25 protein-coding genes and 1 pseudogene are annotated in these 23,553 nt (G+C 71.2%); 4 read left to right on the top strand and 22 right to left on the bottom strand.

The features are described 5' to 3' along the window. Positions 1-51 precede the first annotated feature (51 nt). Positions 52-651: a hypothetical protein gene (locus ABR738_RS24880; protein WP_350232169.1), complete on the top strand. Its 600-nt coding sequence runs from the start codon at positions 52-54 to the stop codon at positions 649-651. Positions 652-716: 65 nt separating this feature from the next. Here ABR738_RS24880 and ABR738_RS24875 read toward each other — a convergent pair whose 3' ends face one another. The 9 genes from ABR738_RS24875 to glmS form a co-directional block, all read right to left on the bottom strand. Continuing rightward, the gene (locus ABR738_RS24875) at positions 717-902 is read right to left on the bottom strand and encodes a hypothetical protein (RefSeq protein ID WP_350232168.1); all 186 of its coding nucleotides are present in this window, start codon (positions 900-902) and stop codon (positions 717-719) included. Positions 903-1,054: 152 nt separating this feature from the next. Next, on the bottom strand, positions 1,055-1,564 hold the full coding sequence (gene tsaE, locus ABR738_RS24870) for a tRNA (adenosine(37)-N6)-threonylcarbamoyltransferase complex ATPase subunit type 1 TsaE (protein WP_350232167.1): 510 nt from the start codon (positions 1,562-1,564) through the stop codon (positions 1,055-1,057). Further along, positions 1,533-2,768: an alpha/beta fold hydrolase gene (locus tag ABR738_RS24865; RefSeq protein WP_350232166.1), complete on the bottom strand. Its 1,236-nt coding sequence runs from the start codon at positions 2,766-2,768 to the stop codon at positions 1,533-1,535. The genes tsaE and ABR738_RS24865 overlap by 32 nt, the downstream gene beginning before the upstream one ends. A gap of 31 nt (positions 2,769-2,799) precedes the next feature. Next, on the bottom strand, positions 2,800-3,969 hold the full coding sequence (gene alr, locus ABR738_RS24860) for an alanine racemase (protein WP_502964130.1): 1,170 nt from the start codon (positions 3,967-3,969) through the stop codon (positions 2,800-2,802). Between the two features lie 57 nt (positions 3,970-4,026). After that, entirely contained in the window at positions 4,027-5,088 is a 1,062-nt protein-coding gene (locus tag ABR738_RS24855) for a L,D-transpeptidase family protein (RefSeq protein WP_350232165.1), read from the bottom strand. A gap of 81 nt (positions 5,089-5,169) precedes the next feature. Then, on the bottom strand, positions 5,170-6,609 hold the full coding sequence (locus tag ABR738_RS24850; RefSeq protein WP_350232164.1) for an NAD(P)H-hydrate dehydratase: 1,440 nt from the start codon (positions 6,607-6,609) through the stop codon (positions 5,170-5,172). 205 nt (positions 6,610-6,814) lie between these two features. Further along, positions 6,815-6,946, bottom strand: a complete 132-nt coding sequence (locus ABR738_RS24845) for a hypothetical protein (RefSeq protein ID WP_350232163.1) — start codon at positions 6,944-6,946, stop codon at positions 6,815-6,817. A 63-nt stretch (positions 6,947-7,009) separates the two neighbouring features. Beyond that, positions 7,010-7,378: a holo-ACP synthase gene (locus ABR738_RS24840; protein ID WP_350232162.1), complete on the bottom strand. Its 369-nt coding sequence runs from the start codon at positions 7,376-7,378 to the stop codon at positions 7,010-7,012. A gap of 58 nt (positions 7,379-7,436) precedes the next feature. Beyond that, positions 7,437-9,284, bottom strand: coding sequence for a glutamine--fructose-6-phosphate transaminase (isomerizing) (gene glmS / locus ABR738_RS24835; RefSeq protein ID WP_350232161.1), 1,848 nt, complete (start codon positions 9,282-9,284; stop codon positions 7,437-7,439). A 637-nt stretch (positions 9,285-9,921) separates the two neighbouring features. Here glmS and ABR738_RS24830 point away from each other — a divergent pair. Both ABR738_RS24830 and coaA read left to right on the top strand, forming a co-directional pair. Further along, a complete protein-coding gene (locus tag ABR738_RS24830; RefSeq protein ID WP_350232160.1) occupies positions 9,922-11,046 on the top strand; it encodes a PLL family lectin in 1,125 nt (374 codons plus the stop codon). A 193-nt stretch (positions 11,047-11,239) separates the two neighbouring features. After that, positions 11,240-12,229, top strand: a complete 990-nt coding sequence (gene coaA / locus ABR738_RS24825; protein WP_350232159.1) for a type I pantothenate kinase — start codon at positions 11,240-11,242, stop codon at positions 12,227-12,229. Between the two features lie 90 nt (positions 12,230-12,319). Here the strand turns inward: coaA and glmM are convergent, their stop codons facing one another. The 4 genes from glmM to ABR738_RS24805 form a co-directional block, all read right to left on the bottom strand. After that, positions 12,320-13,678, bottom strand: coding sequence for a phosphoglucosamine mutase (gene glmM, locus ABR738_RS24820; protein ID WP_350232158.1), 1,359 nt, complete (start codon positions 13,676-13,678; stop codon positions 12,320-12,322). Between the two features lie 121 nt (positions 13,679-13,799). Then, complete coding sequence (gene rpsI, locus ABR738_RS24815) at positions 13,800-14,318, bottom strand: 30S ribosomal protein S9 (protein ID WP_350232157.1); 519 nt, start codon at positions 14,316-14,318, stop codon at positions 13,800-13,802. 44 nt (positions 14,319-14,362) lie between these two features. Beyond that, a complete protein-coding gene (gene rplM / locus ABR738_RS24810) occupies positions 14,363-14,806 on the bottom strand; it encodes a 50S ribosomal protein L13 (RefSeq protein WP_350232156.1) in 444 nt (147 codons plus the stop codon). A 273-nt stretch (positions 14,807-15,079) separates the two neighbouring features. Next, positions 15,080-16,699, bottom strand: coding sequence for an ABC-F family ATP-binding cassette domain-containing protein (locus ABR738_RS24805; protein ID WP_350232155.1), 1,620 nt, complete (start codon positions 16,697-16,699; stop codon positions 15,080-15,082). A gap of 56 nt (positions 16,700-16,755) precedes the next feature. Here ABR738_RS24805 and ABR738_RS24800 point away from each other — a divergent pair, with 56 nt between their 5' ends. Next, a complete protein-coding gene (locus ABR738_RS24800; RefSeq protein WP_350232154.1) occupies positions 16,756-17,598 on the top strand; it encodes a hypothetical protein in 843 nt (280 codons plus the stop codon). On the opposite strand, the gene truA is transcribed toward ABR738_RS24800, so the two are convergent. From truA to map, 9 genes and pseudogenes are all read right to left on the bottom strand, one after another. Beyond that, positions 17,569-18,441, bottom strand: coding sequence for a tRNA pseudouridine(38-40) synthase TruA (gene truA, locus ABR738_RS24795; protein WP_350232153.1), 873 nt, complete (start codon positions 18,439-18,441; stop codon positions 17,569-17,571). The genes ABR738_RS24800 and truA overlap by 30 nt on opposite strands. Positions 18,442-18,527: 86 nt before the next feature. Continuing rightward, complete coding sequence (gene rplQ / locus ABR738_RS24790; RefSeq protein ID WP_350232152.1) at positions 18,528-18,998, bottom strand: 50S ribosomal protein L17; 471 nt, start codon at positions 18,996-18,998, stop codon at positions 18,528-18,530. A gap of 144 nt (positions 18,999-19,142) precedes the next feature. Further along, a complete protein-coding gene (locus ABR738_RS24785; RefSeq protein WP_010473911.1) occupies positions 19,143-20,165 on the bottom strand; it encodes a DNA-directed RNA polymerase subunit alpha in 1,023 nt (340 codons plus the stop codon). Between the two features lie 136 nt (positions 20,166-20,301). Then, positions 20,302-20,706 (bottom strand): 30S ribosomal protein S11, encoded by a 405-nt coding sequence (gene rpsK, locus ABR738_RS24780; protein ID WP_003956432.1) that lies wholly within the window; start codon positions 20,704-20,706, stop codon positions 20,302-20,304. 69 nt (positions 20,707-20,775) lie between these two features. Beyond that, positions 20,776-21,156: a 30S ribosomal protein S13 gene (gene rpsM, locus ABR738_RS24775; RefSeq protein ID WP_053727621.1), complete on the bottom strand. Its 381-nt coding sequence runs from the start codon at positions 21,154-21,156 to the stop codon at positions 20,776-20,778. A gap of 189 nt (positions 21,157-21,345) precedes the next feature. Then, positions 21,346-21,459, bottom strand: a complete 114-nt coding sequence (rpmJ, locus tag ABR738_RS24770; RefSeq protein ID WP_003956441.1) for a 50S ribosomal protein L36 — start codon at positions 21,457-21,459, stop codon at positions 21,346-21,348. Between the two features lie 60 nt (positions 21,460-21,519). Continuing rightward, positions 21,520-21,741 (bottom strand): translation initiation factor IF-1, encoded by a 222-nt coding sequence (infA, locus tag ABR738_RS24765; RefSeq protein ID WP_003956442.1) that lies wholly within the window; start codon positions 21,739-21,741, stop codon positions 21,520-21,522. A 186-nt stretch (positions 21,742-21,927) separates the two neighbouring features. Then, positions 21,928-22,083 (bottom strand): annotated as a pseudogene (locus ABR738_RS24760) (type I methionyl aminopeptidase); the annotation flags it as partial. A 97-nt stretch (positions 22,084-22,180) separates the two neighbouring features. Continuing rightward, positions 22,181-23,026: a type I methionyl aminopeptidase gene (gene map / locus ABR738_RS24755; protein ID WP_350232151.1), complete on the bottom strand. Its 846-nt coding sequence runs from the start codon at positions 23,024-23,026 to the stop codon at positions 22,181-22,183. Positions 23,027-23,553: the final 527 nt, after the last annotated feature.

The following is a 23,553-nucleotide window of genomic DNA, read 5'->3' as shown; positions in this document are numbered from 1 at the left end:
CGCCCGAGCCGTCACCTGCTGCTACCGTCAGCCGCAGGTATGACCGTAGGCATGCACGTACGTACGAAAGGGGAAGCCCAGGTGGCAAGGAGCAGCACGGGGTTCGTGGCCGGGCTCACCGCGGCCGCTCTCGCGGTGGTCGGCTTCCTCGCCTACCAGGCGTCGGCGAGCGCGCCTCCGGCCGCCCAGCTGGCCGCCCCCACCGGGAAGGCGTCGGCGTCCGCCAAGCCGTCGAACCTGCCGCCGGCGGGCTCCCCCGCCACCAAGCCGGATCTGTCGGTCCCGGCCAACTCGGGCACGGGCGTGCGCGTGGTGTACTCGCTCGGCGCGAAGCGGGTGTGGCTGGCGGGCGTGACGAAGACGCCGAGGACGTTCGCCGTCATGCCGTCCGCGATCAGCCCGAAGCCCGGCACGTACATCGTGACCTCGCGCACCGGCCACACCACCGGCTCGGACGGCGTGGCCATCGAGCACGTCGTGGTGTTCACGACGGCCCAGAACGTGGTGGTCGGCTTCAGCGCGGCGGTGGACGACTCGATGGCGAGCCCCACGACGGCGAAGAAGACCGGCGGGATCCGCATGAAGCGGGCGGACGGCGACGCGATGTGGGCGTTCGCGACGCACAACTCCAAGGTCGTCGTCGTCCCCTAACGGGCACGGCGCGCCGGGGCGCGGGGGCGCCACCCGATGGACGCGCGGTACGCCACCCGATGGAGCTACGCGGCGTCCTGCCGGGCGTCACCCTCGGCGCCCTCGTCGGCGGTCCCGGTCTTCCCGCGCGGCGGGGTGGACACCGCGCTCGCCGCGGCGCACGAGGCGAGCAGATCGCGGATCGACACCCCGGACGGCACCGGCACGCCCCGCGGGGCCCCCGGCTTCGCTTCGCGTTCCGGCACGGTCATGGCGGCCTCCTGAGGCTGCGGAAGAAGGCGCGGTTAGGTAGACCTAACCAGGTCTCTTCCTCCATGTGACCACGCCCGGTGGGACCGGCGCAACATTTTGCCGACGTCTTGTCGGAATGTACGGAGCCGCGTGGCCGGACGCGGCCGCCGCGCTACAGGTTCTCGATGCCCGCGCCGGCCCAGCGGGACCCGATCCCGGTGACGGTGACCGTCCTGCGGTCGTCGTCGCTGTCGCCCACGGCCCGGTGGATGAGCACCTGGAGCCGGTCCTCGGACAGCTCCTCGACCTTGCCCTCGCCCCACTCGACGACCACCACGGACTCCGGCAGCGACACGTCCAGATCCAGGTCCTCCATCTCGTCGAGCCCTCCGCCCAGCCGGTACGCGTCCACGTGCACCAGGGCGGGACCGCCGGTCAGGGAGGGGTGGACCCGGGCGATGACGAAGGTGGGCGACGTCACGGCCCCCCGTACGCCAAGACCCTCGCCGAGGCCCCGGGTCAGGGTCGTCTTGCCCGCGCCGAGCTCCCCGGTGAGCATCACGAGGTCGCCGGGGCGGAGCAGCTTGGCGATACGGCGGCCCAACTCCTGCGTTTCGGAAGGGGAGTCGAGGGTCAGGCGGGCGCCGGCGTCAGCCGCCGGGCTGGTGTGCGGTGCTTCCATACGTCCCAACGTTAGCGGCCCCGGGGACCGCGCCGACCCGGGCGAGGAGGTCGGCGAGGCGGTCGGTGACCGTCTCGGGGTGCTCAAGCATCACCAGATGGCCGCCGTCCGGCACGATGACCAGCTCGGCGTCGGGCAGCAGATCCGCGATGGCCTCGCTGTGCGAGCTGGGCGTGACCAGATCGCGGTCGCCGGCCAGGACCAGGACGGGCACCTCGGCGAAGATGGCGAGCGCCGAGGTCTTGTCGTGCTCCGAGAAGGCCGGGTAGAACTCCGCGACGACGTCGATGGGGGTGCCCTCGATCATCCGCTCGGCGAACCGGGCGACCGCCGGGTCGACGTCCTTGGAGGAGAAGCTGTACCGCTTGATCATGCCCGCGAACAGGTCGGCCGTCGCCCGCCGCCCCCGCTCGACCAGCTCGGCCTGCGAGCCGAGCGCCCTGAGTATCCCCGGCAGCACCCGGCGCACCGCGTTGACGCCGGCCACCGGGAGCCCGTAGTTGACCTCGCCGAGTCTGCCCGACGACGTGCCGACGAAGGCGACGCCGACCACCCGGTCGCGGATGAGCTCGGGGTACTGCTCGGCGAGCGCCATGATCGTCATGCCGCCCATGGAGTGGCCGACCAGGACGAGCGGGCCCTCGGGCGCCGCCGCGTCGATGACGGTTTTCAGATCGCGGCCGAGCTGGTCGATGTCGATGGGCACGCCCTCGCGCTGGGCCTTGCCCCGGTCGGAGCGGCCGTGGCTGCGCTGGTCCCAGTGGACCGTGCGCAGCACTCCGCGCAGCGCCGCCCGCTGGAAGTGCCAGGAGTCCTGGCTGAGGCAGTAGCCGTGCGAGAACACCACGGTGACCGGGGCCGGCACCTTGCGCCCGAACAGGCGGCGCTTGCGCGGGGCGTTGGCGCCCGGCTCCGGCTCGACCTCGTCGCTCTCGTAGTAGAGGACGGTGCCGTCGTCGGCCACCGCCTTGCCCGGCATGCCGCGCAGCGCGCCGTAGGGGCCCGTCGCGTCCAGCGCGAGCCGTGCCTTCCGGCGCATGCCGCGCCCCACGGTCAGCCGCTCCATGGCGACGCCCGCCGCCGCCCCGGCCGCGACCACGCCTATCGCGGCGCCCGCGATACCGGCGCGGCGCCAGTTGCCGGCCGCCGACTGGACGTCCTTGACCGCGGATACGACGGCGTCCCCCGTGCTGGTCTCGCTCACCGTGCCGCTCCGCTCCTGCTCGTCGCCGCTCTTACGCTTCCTCGTGCACCGATGCGTCCACCGCTTCGTTCACATAGACGCGCGGAACCCGGGCGCCGATGCGCGTGACGATCTCGTACGCGATGGTGCCGGACGCCCGCGCCCAGTCCTCGGCCGTCGGCTCCCCCTGATCGCCCGGGCCGAACAGGACGGCGCGCGCGCCCGGCTCGACCATGTCCCCCTCAAGGTCGACCACGAACTGGTCCATGGCAACGCGGCCCGCCGCGGTGCGCACCTTTCCGCCCACCAGGACCGGGCCCCGGCCCGAGGCGTGCCGGGGAATGCCGTCGGCATACCCGAGCGGGACCAGACCGAGGGTGGTCTCGCCTTCGGTGACGTACTGATGCCCGTAACTGACGCCGTGACCCGCCGGTACGTGCTTGGCGAGCGCGACGGACGCCGAGAGCGTCATGACGGGCCGCAGGCCCAGCTCGCGCGAGGTGCCGACCTCGGGCGACGGGGAGACGCCGTACAGGGCGATACCGGGGCGGACGAGGTCGAAGTGCGACTCGGGGAGTGTGAGGGTGGCCGGGGAGTTGGCGATGTGCCGCACCTCGGGGGTGACGCCCGCCTTCTCCGCGTACGCCGTCATCTCCTGGAACACCGCGAGCTGGGCCGCGATCGAGGGGTGGCCGGGCTCGTCGGCGCACGCGAAGTGCGACCACAGGCCGGTGACCTCGACGCCAGGGGCGGCCAGGGCCGCGTGCACCAGTTCCGGCCAGTCGGCGGGCTGGCAGCCGTTGCGGCCGAGGCCGGTGTCGGCCTTGAGCTGGACCCTGGCCGTGCGTCCGGCGGCGCGGGCGGCGTCCGTCACCTCGCGCAGCGCCCACATCCCGCTCACCGAGACGTCGATGTCCGCCTCGATCGCCTCGCGCCAGGGGTCGCCCGGCGTCCACAGCCAGCACATCATGGGGCCGGCCACTCCGGCCGCGCGCAGCGCCAGCGCCTCCTGGGGCGTCGCGGTGCCGATCCAGTCGGCGCCGGCCGCGAGGGCCGCCCGCGCGCACGGCAGCGCGCCGTGCCCGTAGCCGTCCGCCTTCACCACGGCCATGAGCCGCGCGCCCGGTGAACAGGCGCGCAGCGTCCGGACGTTGGCACGCAGCGCGCCCAGGTCGATCTCGGCGCGGGCGCGCGCGGCGGGGTATTGAGTCATCGCGGTCATCGCGCCCAGTCTCTCAGAGCGTACGAGGACCGGGCCTGTGCCCCGGGCCACACCCGCTCAGGTGCCCTCGCGATGCCCCCACACATAGACACCGTCACCGGTGCGCAGGGCGCCCCACAGGCCGCGCGCGTCGGGCAGCGTGAGATTCACACAGCCCTGGCTGCCGACAGTCGTGTACACGCTGTGGTAGATCGCGTGGAAGGCCTGGCCGCCGTCGAAGAACTGGGCGTACGGCATGGACTGGTGGTAGATCGTCGACCAGTGGTTCTTGTGCCGCCAGTAGATCTTGTGCCAGCCGCCACGGGTGGGCAGGGAGGCCCGTCCGCTGCGGATGGGGACGGGACCGAACGTCACCTTCTTGCCGGTCTGCACCCACATCAGCTGCCGCGCGAGGTCGACGCACGCCACCCGGGTCTTCTTCACGGGGCACTTGTGGGCGGCGTTGGGGTTCTTGCGCGCGGACAGGAACTGCATCCGCGACCAGGTGACCGGGCCCGCGAATCCGATGGCCGGTGAGATGTGCTGCGCCAGCTGGAACTTGCGGATGGCGGCGCAGTCGGCGGGCGACTGCCGGCCGTCCGCCCTGAGCCCGAGCCAGCGCTCGATCTGGCGCTGGTGCGGCCCGGTCTTGGCGGTGCAGCTGCCCGGCTTGGCGGCCGTCTCACTGGCCGGCACGTACTCGACGAGCCGGTAGGCGTCCGCGGCCGCCTCGGCGGGCTCGGCCCGGTCCTCGTCGGAGCTTGGCTGGTAGACGACCGGCGCCAGCGCCTGGTCGGGGGTGTCGAGCGGCCCCGCGGACGTGTTCTGCGGCACGCCCGGCACGAGCGCGTCGCCCGCCGCGGTGCCGGGGGCGGGCGCGGTGCCGGGGGCGGGCGCGGTCCCGGGTTTGGTGGCACCCGGCGCAGTGCCGGCCGGGGGTGTGGTGGCGGCCGGGGCCGTGGTGCTGTTCGGCGTGGTGGTGCCGGGGTTCGGCGGGGCGGGGGCCACGGGTCTGAGGTTGGCCGGGGGCGGGGGGTCGCCGGGGGCGGGCGCGGCGGCGCCGAGGGCGAGGGCGGCGGCGAGCACGAGGCCGCACGCGCCCCATTTCTTGCCTTTTGTAGGCAGATGTTCTTTTCTCATATGCCCAGAGAACCCCGGGCGTACGGCGTGTCGCGGAAGCCGCGCGGCAGATGTCACCCTGGGAGTCCTCGCGGGCGGGGCCTACCGCCGGCTCAGGGTCGAGGCCGCGTCCCGCCACGCGTCCGGAACCGCCTCCGCCACCGCGTACGCGCTCGTCGGTGCGCCCCGCGCCGCCAGCCGCCCGGCCAGCCCGTGCAGATACGCCGCCACGGCCCCGGCGTCCCGTCCCCCGAGCCCCGCCGCGAGCAGCGATCCCGCGAGCCCGGACAGCACGTCCCCGCTGCCCGCCGTGGCCAGCCACGCCGTCCCCGTCGCGTTGGCCCGCACCGGCGAACCCGCCTCGGCGACCAGCGTGGTCGACCCCTTCAGGAGCACCGTCGCGCCGAACCGCTCGGCCAGCTCCCGCACCGAGGCCAGCCGTTCCGCCTCGACCCGCTCGCGCGCGACCCCTAGCAGCGCCGCCGCCTCCCCCGCGTGCGGCGTGAGCAGGGTGGCCGCCGAGCGGGCCCGTACCGCCTCGGGGTCCAGCCCGCGCAGCCCGTCCGCGTCCACCAGGACCGGCACGTCCGACGCCAGGACTTCGGCCACGGCCTGCCCCTGGCCCTCGCCGAGCCCCGGCCCCACCACCCACGCCTGCACCCGCCCGGCTTTGGCTGGCGAGCCGTCCGACACCAGGGTCTCGGGGAAGCGGGCGATCACCGCGTCGCCGCCGGGCCCGACGTACCGCACCGCCCCCGCACCGCCCCGCAGCGCGCCGGCCACCGCGAGCACGGCCGCCCCCGGGTAGCGCGCGGACCCCGCGACGATCCCGACGACCCCCCTGCGGTACTTGTCGCTCTCGCCGCCAGGCGTGGGCAACAGGCCGGCCACGTCGGCGTGTTGCAGCGCCTCGATATCCGGCACGGAGGGCAGGTCGAGCCCGATGGGGATCAGCCGTACGGTCCCCGCGTACTCCCGTGCGGGGTCGATGAGCAGGCCCGGCTTGTACGCGCCGAAGGTGACGGTCACGTCCGCCCGCAGCGCCTCGCCCGCCACCTCGCCGGTGGAGGCGTCCACGCCGCTGGGCAGATCGACGGCGACGACCAGCGCGCCGGAGCCACGGGCGGCCCGGGCGAGGGGGACGGCGTCGGGACGCAGACCGCCGCGGCCTCCGATGCCGGTGATGCCGTCCAGGACGAGGTCGGGGGCGGCCAGTACGTCGAACGGGTCGTCGGCGACGCGGCCGCCGGCCCGCTTCAGGGCGGCGAGGCCGTCGGGGTGGGCGCGGTCGGGGCTGAGCAGCACGGCGTGCACGGCGGCGCCCCTGCGGGCCAGGCGGGCCCCCGCGTACAGCGTGTCGCCGCCGTTGTCCCCGCTGCCGACGAGCAGCACGACGCGGGCGCCGTAGACCCGGCCCAGCAGGTCGGCGCAGGCCGCCGCGAGGCCTGCGGCGGCGCGGTGCATGAGGGTGCCGGCGGGGACGCGCCGAATGAGGTCGGCCTCGGCGGCCCGAACGATGTCCACGCGGTAAGCAGTACGCATACGCCCACTCTTACCCCCGTCCGACCCGGTGGCCATATCCACACCGCCCACCCCCAACCCCACCAGGCACACGGGGCGGTCCCCCGTGCGGGCCAGCACCAGCCCCGCCAGGGGCGCGGGGAACTGCGCGAGAAGCGACCACAGCCCGCAGCCAAGCTCCCTGGGGCTCCGCCCCAGACCCCGTTCGCGCTGAACGCGCTCGTCCTCAATCGCCGGACAGGCTGGGTATGCCCATGCAGGCCAGCACGGCCCCTGCCAGGGGCGCGGCGGGCAGGCTGAGGTCCCCCGTGCGGGCCAGCACCAACCCCGCCAGGGGCGCGGGGAACTGCGCGAGCAACCACCGCAGGGTCCGCGGGCTACGTACCCCCGGAGGGTCTGGGGAAGGGGCGGGGTGGGGAAACTACCCCTCCGCGATCACCACCGCGGACGCCACCCCCGCATCATGGCTGAGCGAAACATGCCAATGCCGAACCCCCAGCTCCGCCGCCCGCGCCGCCACCGACCCGCGGACGCGAAGCCGCGGCTGCCCACTCCCCTCCACATACACCTCCGCATCCGTCCACAACAGCCCCGCCGGCGCCCCCAGCGCCTTCGCCAGCGCCTCCTTCGCCGCGAAGCGGACCGCCAGCGAGGCGACGCCGCGCCGCTCGCCCCCGGGCAGCAGCAACTCGCTCTCCACGAACAGCCGCCGCAGCATCGCGGGCGTCCGCGCGATGGACGCCCCGAACCGCTCGATCTCGGCCACGTCGATCCCGACCCCGATGATCACTCGACCCCTCCCTCAACCACGTCGTCCCGCACCCACCCGCCGGCGCCCGCCCGCCCGCTCACTCCACCGTCACGGACTTGGCCAGGTTGCGCGGCTGGTCCACCTCGTTGCCGCGCGCCGTCGCCAGCTCGCACGCGAAGACCTGGAGCGGCACCGTGGCCACCAGCGGCTGGAGCAGCGTGGGCGTCGCCGGGATGCGGATGAGGTGATCGGCGTAGGGGACGACCGCCTCGTCGCCCTCCTCGGCGATCACGATGGTCCTGGCCCCGCGCGCCCTGATCTCCTGGATGTTGGAGACGATCTTGTCATGCAGGACCGAGCGCCCGCGCGGTGAGGGGACGACCACGACCACCGGCAGGTCCGGCTCGATCAGCGCGATCGGCCCGTGCTTCAGCTCCCCCGCCGCGAACCCCTCCGCGTGCATGTACGCCAGCTCCTTGAGCTTGAGCGCGCCTTCAAGGGCGACGGGGTAGCCCACATGCCGGCCGAGGAAGAGCACCGTGTTCTTCGCGGCCAGCGAGCGCGCCAACTCCCGTACGGGCTCCATGGTTTCGAGTACCCGGTCGACCTCGGTGGCGATCTCGGCGAGGTCGCGCACGACGTCCCCGACCTCGTCGCCCCACTTGGTGCCGCGCACCTGGCCGAGGTACAGCGCGACGAGGTAGCAGGCCACCAGCTGGGTCAGGAACGCCTTCGTCGAGGCGACCGCCACCTCGGGGCCCGCGTGGGTGTACAGGACGGCGTCCGACTCGCGCGGGATGGTCGAGCCGTTGGTGTTGCAGATCGCGAGCACCTTGGCGCCCTGCTCACGGGCGTGGCGCAGCGCCATCAGGGTGTCCATGGTCTCGCCGGACTGCGAGATGGCGATGACCAGGGTGCGCTGGTCGAGGATCGGGTCGCGGTAGCGGAACTCGCTGGCCAGCTCCGTCTCGCAGGGAATTCGCGTCCAGTGCTCGATGGCCAGCTTCGCGATCATGCCCGCGTGGTAGGCGGTCCCGCACGCCACCACGACGACCTTGTCCACCTCGCGCAGCACCGCGTGCGGGATGCGCAGCTCGTCCAGGGTGAGCGAGCCCGCCCCGTCGATCCGCCCGAGCAGGGTGTCGGCCACGGCCTTGGGCTGCTCGGCGATCTCCTTGAGCATGAAGTAGTCGTAGCCGCCCTTCTCGGCGGCGCTCGCGTCCCAGTCCACGCGGTAGGCCCGGGTCTCGGCCGGCGCGCCCTCGAAGTCGGTGACCACCACCGAGTCCCGGCGCACCTCCACCACCTGGTCCTGGCCCAGCTCGATCGCGGAGCGGGTGTGCGCGATGAACGCGGCGACGTCGGAGGCGAGGAAGGCCTCGCCCTCGCCGACGCCCACCACGAGCGGCGAGTTGCGCCGCGCGCCCACCACCACGTCCGGCTCGTCGGCGTGCACGGCGACCAGCGTGAACGCGCCTTCCAGGCGGCGGCACACCTGGCGCATGGCCTCGGCCAGGTCCTGCGCGGAGGAGCAGCACTCGGCGAGCAGGTGCGCCACGACCTCGGTGTCCGTCTCGGACTCCAGCTGGTGGCCGCGCTCGGCCAGTTCGGCCCGCAGCGCCGCGAAGTTCTCGATGATCCCGTTGTGCACGACGGCGACCCGCCCGGCGTTGTCCAGGTGCGGATGCGCGTTGGCGTCCGTCGGCCCGCCGTGCGTGGCCCAGCGGGTGTGTCCGATGCCGGTCGCCCCGGCGGGCAGCGGCGCCTCCAGGAGCGCCTTCTCCAGATTGACCAGCTTCCCGGCCTTCTTCGCCCCGGCGAGCCCGCCGTCGGCGAGCACCGCGACACCCGCCGAGTCGTACCCGCGGTACTCAAGGCGCTTCAGGCCCGCGAGCACGACGTCAAGCGCCGACTGCCCGCCCACATAACCCACGATTCCGCACATAGAAACCCCTCCGTGGCCGCCTGACCAGCGGCTTAAGGTGTCACTTAGCGCCCCTGACACCCGCTGGGGAGGCGGTGGGGAAGCGACTCCCACCGGCCCACGCAACGAGCGCTTCGAGGCCAACCAGTGCCCGGGTCCGGCATCACCCGCGGGTACGTCCGCGTACGCTCGCGCACGTTCACCGCATGAAGGCCGGGTCCTCATGACCGAGCCACCTTGCCACGAGAACCGGCGGCTCCCCTGCTCAAGCGGTGTCGCGGCGCGGGTGTGGCGCGGAACAGGGAGCCGCCGCACATCGCCCAGCTCCCTCGCGCACGGCTCCCCACGCCTGGCATCGACGCGGCCTCGGCCCGCCGGGCCCCCGGCCCCCAGGGGGCGCGGGTTGCCACTGGGGCGGGGCGAGAAGCCTCGCGGTGTCCGGATCGGCTCTGCGCGGCGTCGCCTTCCTTCGCGTGGTGGTGACAGGCCATGGAATGCGGTGCAGAGTGTGCGGCCACACCCCCCGTTGCGGGACTCCGGCCGGACCCCGTCCTTATCGCCTCCCGGTGCCGCCGTCCGCGGTGCCGGGTTCCTTGGAACACGCCTCAGCATGCCCCGCCGGTGTCACGCCGGGCCGCGGGCCGGAGAGGGAAACGCGATGGGTTCATGGCAGTGGAACAACCAGCAAAGGCCCACCAGCACGGTCGGCGTCCGGGCCACGGCCGGCGCCGTCACCATGAAGGACGATCCGCACGCACCCCAGCGGCCGTACGTCTTCGTACGCGGCCTGGACTCGAAGCTGCACGTCAACTGGTGGGACGGCAAGGCGTGGCACTGGAGCGACCAGGGTGCGCCGAGCGGGCGCGGCATCATCGAGAAGGTCGGCGCGGTCACGGTCCAGGACGGCCCGAACGCGGCACAGCGGCCGTACGCCTTCGTCATCGGTGACGATTCGAAGCTGTACGTGAACTGGTGGGACGGCTCCAAGTGGAACTGGAGCGACCAGGGCGCGCCCAGCGGCCGGCTGGTACGTGAAGGCGTCGGGGTCGTCACGGTGCAGGACAATCCCCAGGCGCCGCAGCGGCCGTACGCGTTCGTCATCACCGACGACTTCCGGCTGTGGGTCAACTGGTGGGACGGCTCCAAGTGGAACTGGAGCGACCAGGGCGCACCGCCCAGCCGCACCATCTCCCGCCCCCTCGGCGTCACCGCCATACGGGACAACCCGAACGCCTCCACCCGCCCGTACGCGTTCGTCATCACGGACGACTCCCGCGTCTGGGTCAACTGGTGGGACGGCTCGAAGTGGAACTGGAGCGACCAGGGCGCACCGTCGGGCCGGCCCGTCAAGAAGGGCGCCGGCGTCATCAGCGTCCAGGACAACCCCACCGCGGCAGAGCGACCGTACGCCTTCGTGCAGGGTTACGACTCGAAGCTGTATGTGAACTGGTGGGACGGCTCGAAGTGGAACTGGAGCGACCAGGGCGCCCCCAGCGGCCGGCTCATCCTCGACTCCGTGGGCACCATCACCGTGAAGGACGACCCCAACGCCTTCAGCCGCCCCTACGCCTTCGTCATCGGCGACGACTCCAAGCTGTACGTGAACTGGTGGGACGGCAAGGCGTGGAACTGGGCCGCCCAGGGCACCCCGGCGGGCCGGGGCATCGAGCGCCCCGGTGAAGCGATCACGGTCCAGGACAACCCGAACGCGGCGCAACGCCCCTACGCCTTCGTGATCACCGACGACTCCGACCTCCAGGTCAACTGGTGGTCCCTCCCGTAGCACTCATCCGGCCGTGAGCCCCGTCGCGGGTGACCGGATCCGCCGGACGGACACCGGCTCACGGCCACTGGCGGGCTCCCTGGGGGGCCGCCGTCCGGTATGCCTCGCCGTCCGTCCGGGTTCAGGACGGCGGGCGCCGCCACGTGACCCACCCCACCCCCCACGCACGTCATACAACCGCAACAATGGAGGCGTGATCACTTCGCCGCCACGGAGCGCCCACCGCAAGCCGGAGGCGACTCCCTACGTGGACCTGACGCGCGCAGAGTGGAGCGCGCTGCGCGACAAGACGCCGTTGCCGCTGACCGCCGAGGAGGTCGAGCGGCTGCGCGGGCTCGGCGACGTCATCGACCTCGACGAGGTGCGCGACATCTATCTGCCGCTGTCGCGGCTCCTGAACCTGTACGTGGAGGCCACCGCCCATCTGCGCGGCACCCTCAACACCTTCCTCGGCGACGCGGGCAACGGGCACGGCACCCAGCGCGGCACCCCGTTCGTCATAGGGGTCGCGGGCTCCGTGGCGGTCGGCAAGTCGACGGTGGCGCGTCTTTTGCAGGCGCTGCTCGCCCGCTGGCCCGAGCACCCGCGAGTCGAGCTGGTCACCACGGACGGCTTCCTGTACCCGATGGCGGAGCTGGAGCGGCGCGGCCTGATGTCGCGCAAGGGCTTCCCCGAGTCCTACGACCGCCGGGCGCTCACCCGGTTCGTCGCGGACATCAAGGCGGGCAAGGACGAGGTCACCGCCCCCGTCTACTCGCACCTCATCTACGACATCGTGCCCGACGAGCGCCTTGTGGTGCGTCGGCCCGACATCCTCATCGTCGAAGGCCTCAACGTCCTCCAGCCCGCCCTGCCCGGCCAGGACGGCCGCACCCGGGTGGGCCTCGCGGACTACTTCGACTTCAGCGTCTACGTGGACGCCCGCACCGAGGACATCGAGACCTGGTACCTCAACCGGTTCCGCAAGCTGCGCGACACCGCCTTCCAGAACCCGTTCTCCTACTTCCGCAAGTACACCCAGGTCTCCGAGGAAGAAGCGCTCGACTACGCCCGTACGACCTGGCGGACCATCAACCGGCCCAACCTGGTGGAGAACGTGGCGCCCACGCGCGGCAGGGCCAACCTCGTCGTGCGCAAGGGACCCGACCACAAGATCCAGAAGATCTCCCTGCGCAAACTCTGACGGCGCGAGACCTTCTGACGCCTCGTCGGGCACGAAAGCGCCGGCCCTCGCCCGGCGTTCCCGGGGAGGGCCGGCGCTTCGTCAACTCACCTAGCCCAGCGTCGACTTGACCACATCGGCGAGGCGGCCGGCGACCGAGCGGGCGTGCTCGATGTCGGCGGCCTCGACCATCACGCGCACCAGCGGCTCGGTGCCCGAGGGCCGCAGCAGCACCCGCCCGGTCGCGCCCAGCTCGCGCTCGGCCTCGTTGACCGCGACACCCAGCTCGGCGCAGGTGGCCACGCGGGACTTGTCCACGTCGGGGACGTTGACCAGGACCTGCGGCAGGCGCGTCATGACCCCGGCGAGGTCGGCCAGCGTACGGCCGGTCGCGGCGAGGCGGGCGGCCAGCATCAGACCGGTCAGCGTGCCGTCGCCGGTGGTGGCGTGGTCCAGGATGATCACGTGGCCGGACTGCTCGCCGCCCAGCGCGTACCCGTGCTCCTTCATCGACTCCAGGACGTAGCGGTCGCCCACGCCGGTCTGGACGAGCTGGATGCCCTCGCCCTCCATGGCGATCTTGAAGCCGAGGTTGGACATCACGGTGCCGACGACGGTGTTGCCGCGCAGCGTGCCCGCCTCGCGCATGGCGAGCGCGAGCACCGCGAGGATCTGGTCGCCGTCGACCTCGTTGCCGTGCGCGTCCACGGCGAGGCAGCGGTCGGCGTCGCCGTCGTGCGCGATGCCGAGGTCGGCGCCGTGCTCCACGACGGCCGCCTTCAGGAGGTCGAGGTGGGTGGAACCGCAGCCGTCGTTGATGTTGAGCCCGTCCGGCTCGGCGCCGATCGTGACGACCTCCGCGCCGGCCCGCGCGAACGCCTCGGGCGAGACCCGCGCGGCCGCGCCGTGCGCCTCGTCCAGGACGACCTTCAGACCGTCGAGGCGGTTGGGCAGCACCCCCATGAGGTGGGCCACGTACCGGTCGAAGCCCTCCTTGTACGAGCGGACCCGGCCCACGCCCGCGCCGGTCGGCCGCTCCCACGGCTCGCCCGTGCGGTGCTGCTCGTAGATCGACTCGATGCGGTCCTCCAGCTCGTCGGCGAGCTTGTGGCCGCCGCGCGCGAAGAACTTGACACCGTTGTCCGGCATGGCGTTGTGGCTGGCGGAGAGCATCACGCCGAGGTCGGCGCCCAGCACACCGGTGAGGTACGCCACCGCGGGGGTGGGCAGCACACCGACCCGCAGGACGTCCACGCCCGCGCTCGCCAGGCCCGCCACGACCGCGGCCTCGAGGAACTCTCCGGACGCCCGGGGGTCACGCCCGACCACGGCGGTCGGCCGATGCCCCTCGAAGGTCCCCGCTTCGGCGAGCACATGTGCCGCCGCGACCGACAGACCGAGCGCGAGCTCAGCCGTCAGATCCGAGTTGGCGACACCGCGCACGCCGTCCGTGCCGAAGAGTCGTCCCACGTCTGTCCTCCGAGAAACTGAAAATGCGGGGTAGATAACTGCGGGGGGTGAATAGACGAACGCCCCGGCAGCACGGAGAGTGCTGCCGGGGCGAACGAGAGCCGTAGTGGCAGGCGCGGATTTAGCGCTTGCTGTACTGCGGAGCCTTGCGGGCCTTCTTGAGACCGGCCTTCTTGCGCTCGACCGCACGGTCGTCGCGGGAGAGGAAGCCGGCCTTCTTCAGGGTGGCGCGGTTGTTGTCCACGTCGGCCTCGTTCAGCGCGCGGGCCACGCCGAGGCGCAGGGCGCCGGCCTGACCGGACACGCCACCACCCGAGATGCGAGCGACGACGTCGTAGCGGTTGTCGAGCTCGAGCACCTTGAAGGGCTCGTTGACTTCCTGCTGGTGGACCTTGTTCGGGAAGTAGTCCTCGAGCGTACGCCCGTTGATCTTCCACTTGCCGGTGCCCGGAACGATCCGGACACGGGCGATGGCGTTCTTGCGACGGCCCAGGCCGGCGGCCGGCTGCGGGTCGCCGAAGCGGGACGCCATCGACTCGGTGGTGTACTCGCCCTCGACGGGGACCTCGGACTCGAAGGTGGTGACCTCCGCGTAGGTCTCTTCGCCCTCGATGGGGGTCTCGACAGTGGTCTCGGCCACGATGCTCCTCAGATTCTTTTCTGTCTTAGGGGGTGTGGCCGGAACTACTGCGCGACCTGGGTGATCTCGAACGGCACCGGCTGCTGGGCAGCGTGGGGGTGCTGGTCGCCCGAGTAGACCTTCAGCTTCGAGAGCATCTGACGGCCCAGGGTGTTCTTGGGGATCATGCCCTTGATGGCCTTCTCGACGGCCTTCTCCGGGTTGTTCGCCAGGAGGTCGTCGTAGCGGACCGCGCGGAGACCGCCCGGGTAGCCGGAGTGACGGTAGGCCATCTTCTGGGTCTTCTTGTTGCCGGACAGGTGGACCTTGTCGGCGTTGATGATGATGACGAAGTCACCCATGTCCATGTGGGGCGCATACACGGGCTTGTGCTTGCCCCGGAGGAGGTTCGCGGCGGTGGTCGCCAGACGACCCAGGACGACGTCCCGGGCGTCAATGACGTGCCACTGGCGAGAGATGTCGCCGGGCTTGGGGCTGTACGTACGCACTTAGTAGCCTTCGCTTCTTCAGTGGATGGGGTCCAGACACATTGCACCCTGAAGCGATATGCAGCTGGGACTCACAGTGCCGGGGACACTGCCCGTATGCGAGTCACTGGTAACTGCTCCAGAGAACCTGCGTAGAGGCCCCTCGCGTGCAACCGCCTGAGCCAATACGCATAACAAACCAGAAGACTACCCGGGCGCACCCGGGTGGGTCAAAACCACCCCGGCGCCGCCCGACCGGAATCCGGCGACACCCCCTCTGGCCTGCGCGGACGCCTAACGGGCCCGCTCCACCCGGCGCTCGTCCCACACCGGCTCCGGCGTCTCGCGCACCACCCCGTCCGAGCCGAAGACCAGATAGCGGTCGAACGACTTCGAGAACCAGCGGTCGTGGGTGACGGCGAGCACCGTCCCGTCGTAGGACTCCAGGCCGTCCTGGAGCGCTTCCGCCGACTCCAGGTCCAGGTTGTCGGTGGGCTCGTCCAGGAGCAGCGCGGTGGTGCCGGCCAGTTCGAGGAGCAGGATCTGGAAGCGGGCCTGCTGGCCGCCCGACAGCTTCTCGAAGGGCTGGTCGCCCTGGCGTTCCAGCTCGTAGCGGCGCAGCACCGCCATCGCGGCCCCGCGGTCCTTGGCGAGCTCGGACCACAGGATGTCCACCAGGGTGCGCCCAAGGAGCTCCGGGTGGGCGTGGGTCTGCGCGAAGTGTCCTGGAACCACGCGCGCGCCGAGCTTGAAGGTGCCGGTGTGGGCCACGTCCTGCCCCGCGAGCAGCCGCAGGAAGTGCGACTTGCCCGAGCCGTTGGAGCCGAGGACCGCGACGCGCTCGCCGTAGAAGACCTCCAGCGAGAACGGCTTCATCAGACCGGTCAGCTCAAGGTTCTCGCAGGTCAGCGCCCGTACGCCGGTGCGGCCGCCGCGCAGCCGCATCCGGATCTCCTGCTCGCGCGGCGGCTCGGGCGGCGGGCCCGCGTCCTCGAACCTCTTGAAGCGGGTCTGCATCGCGTGGTAGCGCGAGGCCATGTCCGGGCTGCTCGCGGCCTGGTTGCGCAGCCTGAGCACCAGCGCCTTGAGCCGCGCGTGCTCCTCGTCCCAGCGGCGCTTCAGCTCCTCGAAGCGCGCGAACCGCTCGCGGCGCGCCTCGTGGTAGGTGTCGAAGCCGCCGCCGTGCACCCACACGTCCGTCCCCGCCGGGCTCGGCTCCAGGCTCACGATCCGCTCGGCGGCCCGCGACAGCAGCTCCCGGTCGTGCGAGACGAACAGGACCGTCTTACGGGTCTCGCCCAGCCGCTCCTCCAGCCAGCGCTTGCCGGGCACGTCCAGATAGTTGTCCGGCTCGTCCAGGAGCAGCACCTCGTCGGGCCCGCGCAGCAGCGCTTCGAGCACGAGCCGCTTCTGCTCGCCGCCGCTGAGCGTGCCCACCTCGCGGAACTGCGCCTTGTCGTACGGCATCCCGAGCGCGGCCATGGTGCACATGTCCCACACCGTCTCGGCCTCGTAGCCGTGCGCTTCCGCCCAGTCGCTGAGCGCCTGCGCGTACTTCATCTGCGCGGCCTCGTCGTCCACCGTCATGATCAGGTGCTCCGCCGCGTCCACCTCGGCCGCCGCCGCCCTGATCCTCGGCTGCGCCACGGAGACCAGCAGGTCACGCACCGTACGCTCGTCGCGCACCGAACCGACGAACTGCGGCATGACACCGAGCCCGCCACTCACCGACACCGAGCCGCCGTGCGGCTGGAGCTCGCCGGAGATCATGCGCAGCAGCGTCGTCTTGCCGGCCCCGTTGGCGCCGACCAGGGCCACCACCGAGCCCTCCGCCACCCGAAACGATGCGTCGCCGAGCAGCACCCGCCCGTCCGGCAGGTAGTACTCCAGGTGTGCGGCCTCCAGATGTCCCATGGGCGGATTGTCGCCCACCCGCCGCCCGCTTGAACAATCGAATTAGGATGCGCGGCATGAGCTTTGGGCACGGGGGACCCGGATGGGGCCCGGGGGATCAGCAGACACCGGACTGGGCGGCGCTCGCCGACGCGTCGGCCGCACGCAACAGGCGCCGAAAGTGGCTGTTCCTGGGCGGCGGCGCACTCGCGACGGCGGTGGTCGTCGCGGTGGTGGCCACCGTGATCGTCCAGGCCGGCGCCAAGGACGACGGCAAGTCCACGAGCGCGCTGCCCTCCGCCCCCGCGCTGCCCAGCGACAGCGCGCGGCCCCAGCCCTCGTTCTCGCGGGTGGCCCCGCCGCCCCCGCCCAACCCCTACGACTACGTCTCGGACGCCAAGAAGGACACGGCCCCGCTCAGCGCCGACACCCTCTTCCCCGGCAAGGACGTCACGCTGGGCAGCGGCGTCTACGCCAAGGGTCCCACCGACAAGGTGACCGCCTGCGCCGCGGCGACCCAGGGCGCGCTCGGCCCGGCGCTCACCAACAACGGCTGCCGCCAGGTCATCAGGGCCACCTTCACCAAGGACGGCGTCGCGGTCACCGTGGGCGTCGCCGTCTTCGACACGGACACCGCGGCCAAGAAGGCCAAGGAGCAGGCGGCGGGCGGCATCGAGTCGCTGTCCGGCGCGGGGGTCGCCACCTTCTGCCGGGACGGCTCGGTCTGCCGCAGGACCACCAACTCCTATGGCCGCTATGCCTACTTCACCACCGGCGGCTTCGCCAACGGCAAGAACGTGACGAAGGACGACACCGCCGTCTTCAGCGCGGGCGACGACCTCGCGCAGTTCGTCTTCAACCAGATCGTCGCCCGTGGCCGCAACCAGGCCTCAGCAGCAGCCGCCAGGCCCGCCGGCTGAACCGCCGGGCAGCGTCCGCAGGTTGCGCGCCTCCTTGCTGCGCGCGGCAAGCAACTCGTCGGCGGGATAACCGACTTCCTCCAGGGTGAGACCGTGCGGCTTCACCACGTGCACGGAGGAGTCACGCACCGCCGCCGCCAGGACCGTGCCGGGCCACTCCACGCCCCGGTGCCCGTCACCGACGTGCAGGAGCGCGCCCACCAGGGAGCGCACCATGTTGTGGCAGAAGGCGTCCGCGCGCACGGTGGCGGTGATGATCCCGTCCTCGCCGCGCGTCCAGGACAGCTCCTGGAGGGTGCGGATGGTGGTGGCACCCTCGCGCTTCTTGCAGTACGCCGCGAAGTCGTGCTCGCCGAGCAGCGCCGAGGAGGCCGCGTTCATCGCCTCGACGTCCAACTCCCAGTCGTGCCACAGGACATGACCGCGCAGCAGCGGGTCGACGCCGCCGGTGTTGTCGGTCACCCGGTAGGCGTACCGCCGCCAGATCGCCGAGAAGCGCGCGTTGAACCCGCTCGGCGCCTCGGCCACCCGCCAGATCCGCACATCGTGGGGCAGCCGCCCCGCCAGGCGCCGCAGCAGCTTGTCACGGTGCTCGGCCCACACGTCCTCCGGCAGGTCGACGTGCGCGACCTGGCCGCGCGCGTGCACCCCGGCGTCCGTACGCCCGGCGACGGTCAGGTCGTAGTTCTCCTCGGACCGCGTCACCGTGCGCAGCGCGTCCTCGATCTCGCCCTGCACGGTCCGCCGGCCGAACGGCTGCCGGGCCCAGCCGGAGAAGTCCTTGCCGTCGTAGGACAGGTCAAGACGCGCCCGGACGCGGCCGGGCTCCACCTCATCGCTCACGTAACCGTTCCTCTCAAAGCATCCACATAGCGGAACGGGCCCGCCCCCCGAAGGGAACGGGCCCGTCCAATCAGCCTTCGGAACGCTTACGCGTCCTTCGCCTCGTCGGCCGACTCGGTGTCGTCGGCCTTGGCCTCGGACTCCTTGACGGCGCGCACGGTGGCGGCCTCGGCCTCGGCGACGGTCGCCTTCTTGGCGATCTCGCCCTCGACCAGCTCGATCACGGCCATCGGGGCGTTGTCGCCACGACGGTTGCCGATCTTGGTGATACGGGTGTAACCACCCGGACGCTCCTCGTAGCGGGGCGCGATCTCGGTGAAGAGGGTGTGGACGATGCCCTTGTCGGTGATCGTCTGGAGCACCAGGCGACGGTTGTGGATGTCGCCCTTCTTCGCCTTGGTGATCAGGCGCTCGGCGACCGGACGCAGGCGGCGGGCCTTGGCCTCGGTCGTCGTGATGCGGCCGTGCTCGAAGAGCGACTTCGCCAGGTTGGCGAGGAGCAGACGCTCGTGCGCGGCGCTGCCGCCCAGACGGGCACCCTTTGCGGGACGCGGCATGGTGATTCTCCTAGTGATCTGCACCGGCCGTATGAGGTACCGATGTCAGTGTCCGAGCAGGCGGCTGCCTGTCGGAGACCCGCGCCCCGTTAGGGGCGCGGGGAACCGCGCGACCAGCCACAGCCGGCCCGCGGTCGAAGACCGTCAGTACTGCTCGGTCTCCACGAACCCGGCGTCCGCGTCGTCATCGGCGCCGAAGGCGTCAGCCGCGGCGGTCGGGTCGAATCCGGGCGGCGAGTCCTTCAGCGCGAGGCCCATACCGGCCAGCTTCGCCTTGACCTCGTCGATCGACTTCGCACCGAAGTTGCGGATGTCGAGCAGGTCGGCCTCGGAGCGCGCCACGAGCTCACCCACGGAGTGGATGCCCTCACGCTTGAGGCAGTTGTACGACCGAACGGTGAGCTCAAGCTCCTCGATCGGCAGGGCGAGATCGGCGGCGAGCGCGGCGTCCGTCGGGGACGGGCCCATGTCGATGCCCTCGGCGTCGATGTTGAGCTCGCGCGCCAGACCGAACAGCTCGACCAGGGTCTTGCCGGCCGACGCCATGGCGTCACGGGGACGCATGGCCTGCTTGGTCTCGACGTCGACGATCAGCTTGTCGAAGTCGGTGCGCTGCTCGACACGGGTCGCCTCGACCTTGTACGTGACCTTGAGCACCGGGGAGTAGATGGAGTCGACCGGGATGCGGCCGATCTCCTGGCCCAGCTGCTTGTTCTGCACGGCGGAGACGTAGCCGCGACCGCGCTCGACGGTCAGCTCCATCTCCAGCTTGCCCTTGCCGTTGAGCGTGGCGAGCACCAGGTCGGGGTTGTGCACCTCGACGCCGGCCGGCGGGGCGATGTCAGCAGCGGTGACCAGGCCGGGACCCTGCTTGCGCAGGTACATCACGACCGGCTCGTCGTGCTCCGAGGAGACGACCAGCTGCTTGATGTTCAGGATGAGGTCGGTGACGTCCTCCTTGACGCCCGGCACGGTGGTGAACTCGTGCAGGACACCGTCGATCCGGATGCTGGTGACAGCGGCACCGGGGATCGAGGAGAGGAGCGTACGACGCAGGGAGTTGCCGAGCGTGTAGCCGAAGCCGGGCTCCAGGGGCTCGATGACGAACCGCGAGCGGTACTCGTCAACGACCTCTTCGGTCAGCGAAGGGCGCTGAGCGATAAGCATGGGGAGATCCTTCAGTCATGGGCACCCACTATTTGATGCCCTGCTGGGTACTGCGGGGTACTGCGTACTGCAAGGGTACGGGCGGCACGCCTCGAAAGAGCCGTACCGCCCAGAACCTCAGGTCAAGCGACGTGCGTCAGACGCGGCGGCGCTTGGGGGGACGGCAGCCGTTGTGCGGCGTCGGGGTGACGTCCTGGATCGAGCCGACCTCGAGGCCAGTGGCCTGGAGGGAGCGGATCGCGGTCTCGCGACCGGAGCCCGGGCCCTTGACGAAGACGTCAACCTTGCGCATGCCGTGCTCCTGCGCGCGGCGGGCGGCCGACTCGGCGGCCATCTGCGCGGCGAACGGAGTCGACTTGCGGGAGCCCTTGAAGCCGACGTGGCCGGCGGACGCCCAGGAGATCACGTTGCCCGAGGGGTCCGTGATCGAGACGATGGTGTTGTTGAACGTGCTCTTGATGTGCGCGTGGCCGTGAGCGACGTTCTTCTTTTCCTTGCGGCGCACCTTCTTGGCAGCGCCCTGACGACCCTTGGGGGGCATGTCTTACTCCAGATGGAGGGGAGGTGATCGGTCCTACAGCGAAGACCGCTGAAAAGCGTCCGCTGTGGACTACTTCTTGCCCGGCTTCTTCTTACCGGCGATGGCGCGACGCGGGCCCTTGCGGGTACGAGCGTTCGTGCTGGTGCGCTGGCCGTGGACCGGCAGACCACGACGGTGGCGCAGACCCTGGTAGCAGCCGATCTCGACCTTGCGGCGGATGTCGGCGGCGACCTCACGGCGCAGGTCACCCTCGGTGCGGAGGTTGGCGTCCACGTACTCGCGGATCTTGACCAGGTCCTCTTCGGCCAGGTCACGAACGCGGGTGTTCGGGTTCACGCCGGTCGAGGCGAGGATCTCCTTGGACCGGGTACGCCCGATACCGAAGACGTAGGTGAGTGCGATCTCCACGCGCTTTTCGCGCGGGATGTCGACACCGGAAACGCGTGCCATTTACTGGCTCCAGTTGATTTCGGGGGTCTTCCACAGCACCGTTCCCGACCGCCGTACTAGGTACGTTTCGGGTCCCCGGCCCCCGCCGGAGGTGTCACCAGCCGGGGGTGCCGGCCAGGTGGATGCTGCGTATGTACGTTTTGCTCGCGTCGCTTGAAGAACTGCGCAGTGCAGGTCGGTCGGCGTGCGTCAGCCCTGGCGCTGCTTGTGGCGCAGGTTGTCGCAGATGACCATGACCCGGCCGTGACGGCGGATCACCTTGCACTTGTCGCAGATCTTCTTGACGCTCGGCTTGACCTTCATGGGATGTCAGGTTCTCCGGGTCAGTGCCACCGCCGCCGCTGAGGGCGACGTGGGCAAGATCTACTTGTACCGGTAGACGATCCGGCCACGCGTCAGGTCATAGGGAGAGAGCTCCACCACGACCCGGTCATCCGGGAGGATGCGGATGTAGTGCATCCGCATCTTGCCGCTGATGTGCGCGAGGACTTTGTGACCGTTCTGGAGTTCCACCTTGAACATGGCGTTCGGGAGGGACTCGATCACGGTGCCCTCGATTTCGATGGCACCTTGCTTCTTGGCCACGCTTCGCCTTTCGAATCGGCTACCTTGATCGACTCCCGCAGCCGTGCGTGGACACACGGGTACACGAGAGCCGACGCATCAGTCTACGACAGGCCACTCGAAAAGACGAATCCGGGGAGTTTGCCCGCCATGGTAGATCCTTAAGCGGCCGGACGTACGTGTCCGAGCCAGCAAGTCGCGCGCCGGTCAGCCCAGCGGGTCCGGCGCGGTCGTGATCCCGAACTCGGCCAGCTTCGCCCTGCCACCGTCCGGCATCGTCAGAACCAGCGGACCGTTCTCGGTCAGAGCCACCGAGTGCTCCCAGTGCGAGGACCAGGACCCGTCCGTCGTGATGACGGTCCAGCCGACCCATCCCCCACGCCCCCCTCGCGGGCTCGGCGCCAGGGCGCCTCACAAGCTTCGCGCGGCTGCGCCGGCCTCCGACCGGCGACGGTCCACCTCAGCCCAGCGGGTCCGGCGCGGTCGTGATCCCGAACTCGGCCAGCTTCGCCCTGCCACCGTCCGGCATCGTCAGAACCAGCGGACCGTTCTCGGTCAGGGCCACCGAGTGCTCCCAGTGCGAGGACCAGGACCCGTCCGTCGTGATGACGGTCCAGTCGTCCTCGAGGACCTCGGTGCGGGGGGTGCCGAGCGAGACCATCGGCTCGATGGCCAGGCAGAAGCCGGGGATCAGCTTGGGGTTGTGGCGGCCCAGCATGCGGCGCTTGTCGACGTAGTTCAGGAGGTGCGGGTCCATGTGCATCTCGGACCCGATGCCGTGGCCCCCGTAGTCCTCGACGATGCCGTACTTGCCGGTCGAGGGGCGGGGCTGGCGGCGGATGTAGGACTCGATCGCGCGCGAGACGTCGATGAGCTTGTTGCCCTTCTTCACCGCGGCGATGCCGGCCCACATCGACTCCTCGGTGACCCGGGAGAGCTCGACCAGCTCGGGCGCGTGCCCGGAGCCCACGAACGCGGTGTACGCGGCGTCGCCGTGCCAGCCGTCGATGATCGCGCCGGCGTCGATGGAGATGATGTCGCCGTCCTTCAGGACGGTCTTGTCGTCCGGGATGCCGTGGACGACGACCTCGTTGACCGAGGTGCAGATGGTGGCGGGGAAGCCGCCGTATCCCAGGAAGTTGGACTTCGCGCCGTGCTCGGCGATCACCTTGCGGGCGACCTCGTCCAGGTCCTTCGTCGTGGCGCCCGGTACCGCGGCCTCGCGAGTGGCGGCGTGGATCGCGGCGACGACCAGCCCCGCCTCGCGCATCTTCGCGATCTGCTCGGGGGTCTTGATCTCCACCATGTGCGGCTCACGCCTTTCTGGTCAGGTACGGGTCACCCTCCACGATAAGGCTTCGCCCCCCGGCCCCGGCCCGGAGCCCGTGCGTGGCTGAGCATCCTGTGCGGGCCTGCATGAGCGCCCTCAGCCCGTCCGGCGTTTGAGGACGAGCGCCCTTCAGGCGCGAACCGGGGTCTGGGGCGGAGCCCCAGGGACCCCGGCTGCGAGCCGTGGCTGGCTGGGCGCGCAGTTCCCCGCGCCCCTGACAGGGCTGGTGCTGGCCCGCATGCACATCCTCACAGCCCGTCCGCCCCGGCAGGGTGCGCGCTGGCCCACATGTGCATACCCAGCCCGTCCGGCGATTGAGGACGAGCGCCCTTCAGGCGCGAACGGGGTCTGGGGCGGAGCCCCAGGGACCCCGGCTGCGGACCGTGGGTGGCTGGTCGCGCAGTTCCCCGCGCCCCTAACTACTCGGCGCCGGCCAGGACCGGCCTTCTCAGCCGGTCCGGCGCTTGAGGACAGGCACCCGTCACCGGGGCCAGGACGTGCGA

Source organism: Streptomyces sp. Edi4 (assembly GCF_040253615.1).
Lineage (GTDB): Bacteria > Actinomycetota > Actinomycetes > Streptomycetales > Streptomycetaceae > Streptomyces.
The sequence above is the reverse complement of the archived record's forward strand: the minus strand, read 5'-3'. Positions and strand labels throughout refer to the sequence as shown.

Coding starts and splice junctions, on each gene's coding strand:
- ABR738_RS24880 (WP_350232169.1), top strand. CDS start 52: ATGCACGTACGTACGAAAGGGGAAGCCCAGGTGGCAAGGAGCAGCACG.
- ABR738_RS24875 (WP_350232168.1), bottom strand. CDS start 902: ATGACCGTGCCGGAACGCGAAGCGAAGCCGGGGGCCCCGCGGGGCGTG.
- tsaE (WP_350232167.1), bottom strand. CDS start 1,564: ATGGAAGCACCGCACACCAGCCCGGCGGCTGACGCCGGCGCCCGCCTG.
- alr (WP_502964130.1), bottom strand. CDS start 3,969: ATGACCGCGATGACTCAATACCCCGCCGCGCGCGCCCGCGCCGAGATC.
- ABR738_RS24855 (WP_350232165.1), bottom strand. CDS start 5,088: ATGAGAAAAGAACATCTGCCTACAAAAGGCAAGAAATGGGGCGCGTGC.
- ABR738_RS24850 (WP_350232164.1), bottom strand. CDS start 6,609: ATGCGTACTGCTTACCGCGTGGACATCGTTCGGGCCGCCGAGGCCGAC.
- glmS (WP_350232161.1), bottom strand. CDS start 9,284: ATGTGCGGAATCGTGGGTTATGTGGGCGGGCAGTCGGCGCTTGACGTC.
- ABR738_RS24830 (WP_350232160.1), top strand. CDS start 9,922: ATGGGTTCATGGCAGTGGAACAACCAGCAAAGGCCCACCAGCACGGTC.
- ABR738_RS24805 (WP_350232155.1), bottom strand. CDS start 16,699: ATGGGACATCTGGAGGCCGCACACCTGGAGTACTACCTGCCGGACGGG.
- ABR738_RS24800 (WP_350232154.1), top strand. CDS start 16,756: ATGAGCTTTGGGCACGGGGGACCCGGATGGGGCCCGGGGGATCAGCAG.
- rplQ (WP_350232152.1), bottom strand. CDS start 18,998: ATGCCGCGTCCCGCAAAGGGTGCCCGTCTGGGCGGCAGCGCCGCGCAC.
- ABR738_RS24785 (WP_010473911.1), bottom strand. CDS start 20,165: ATGCTTATCGCTCAGCGCCCTTCGCTGACCGAAGAGGTCGTTGACGAG.
- rpsK (WP_003956432.1), bottom strand. CDS start 20,706: ATGCCCCCCAAGGGTCGTCAGGGCGCTGCCAAGAAGGTGCGCCGCAAG.
- rpsM (WP_053727621.1), bottom strand. CDS start 21,156: ATGGCACGCGTTTCCGGTGTCGACATCCCGCGCGAAAAGCGCGTGGAG.
- rpmJ (WP_003956441.1), bottom strand. CDS start 21,459: ATGAAGGTCAAGCCGAGCGTCAAGAAGATCTGCGACAAGTGCAAGGTG.
- map (WP_350232151.1), bottom strand. CDS start 23,026: ATGGTGGAGATCAAGACCCCCGAGCAGATCGCGAAGATGCGCGAGGCG.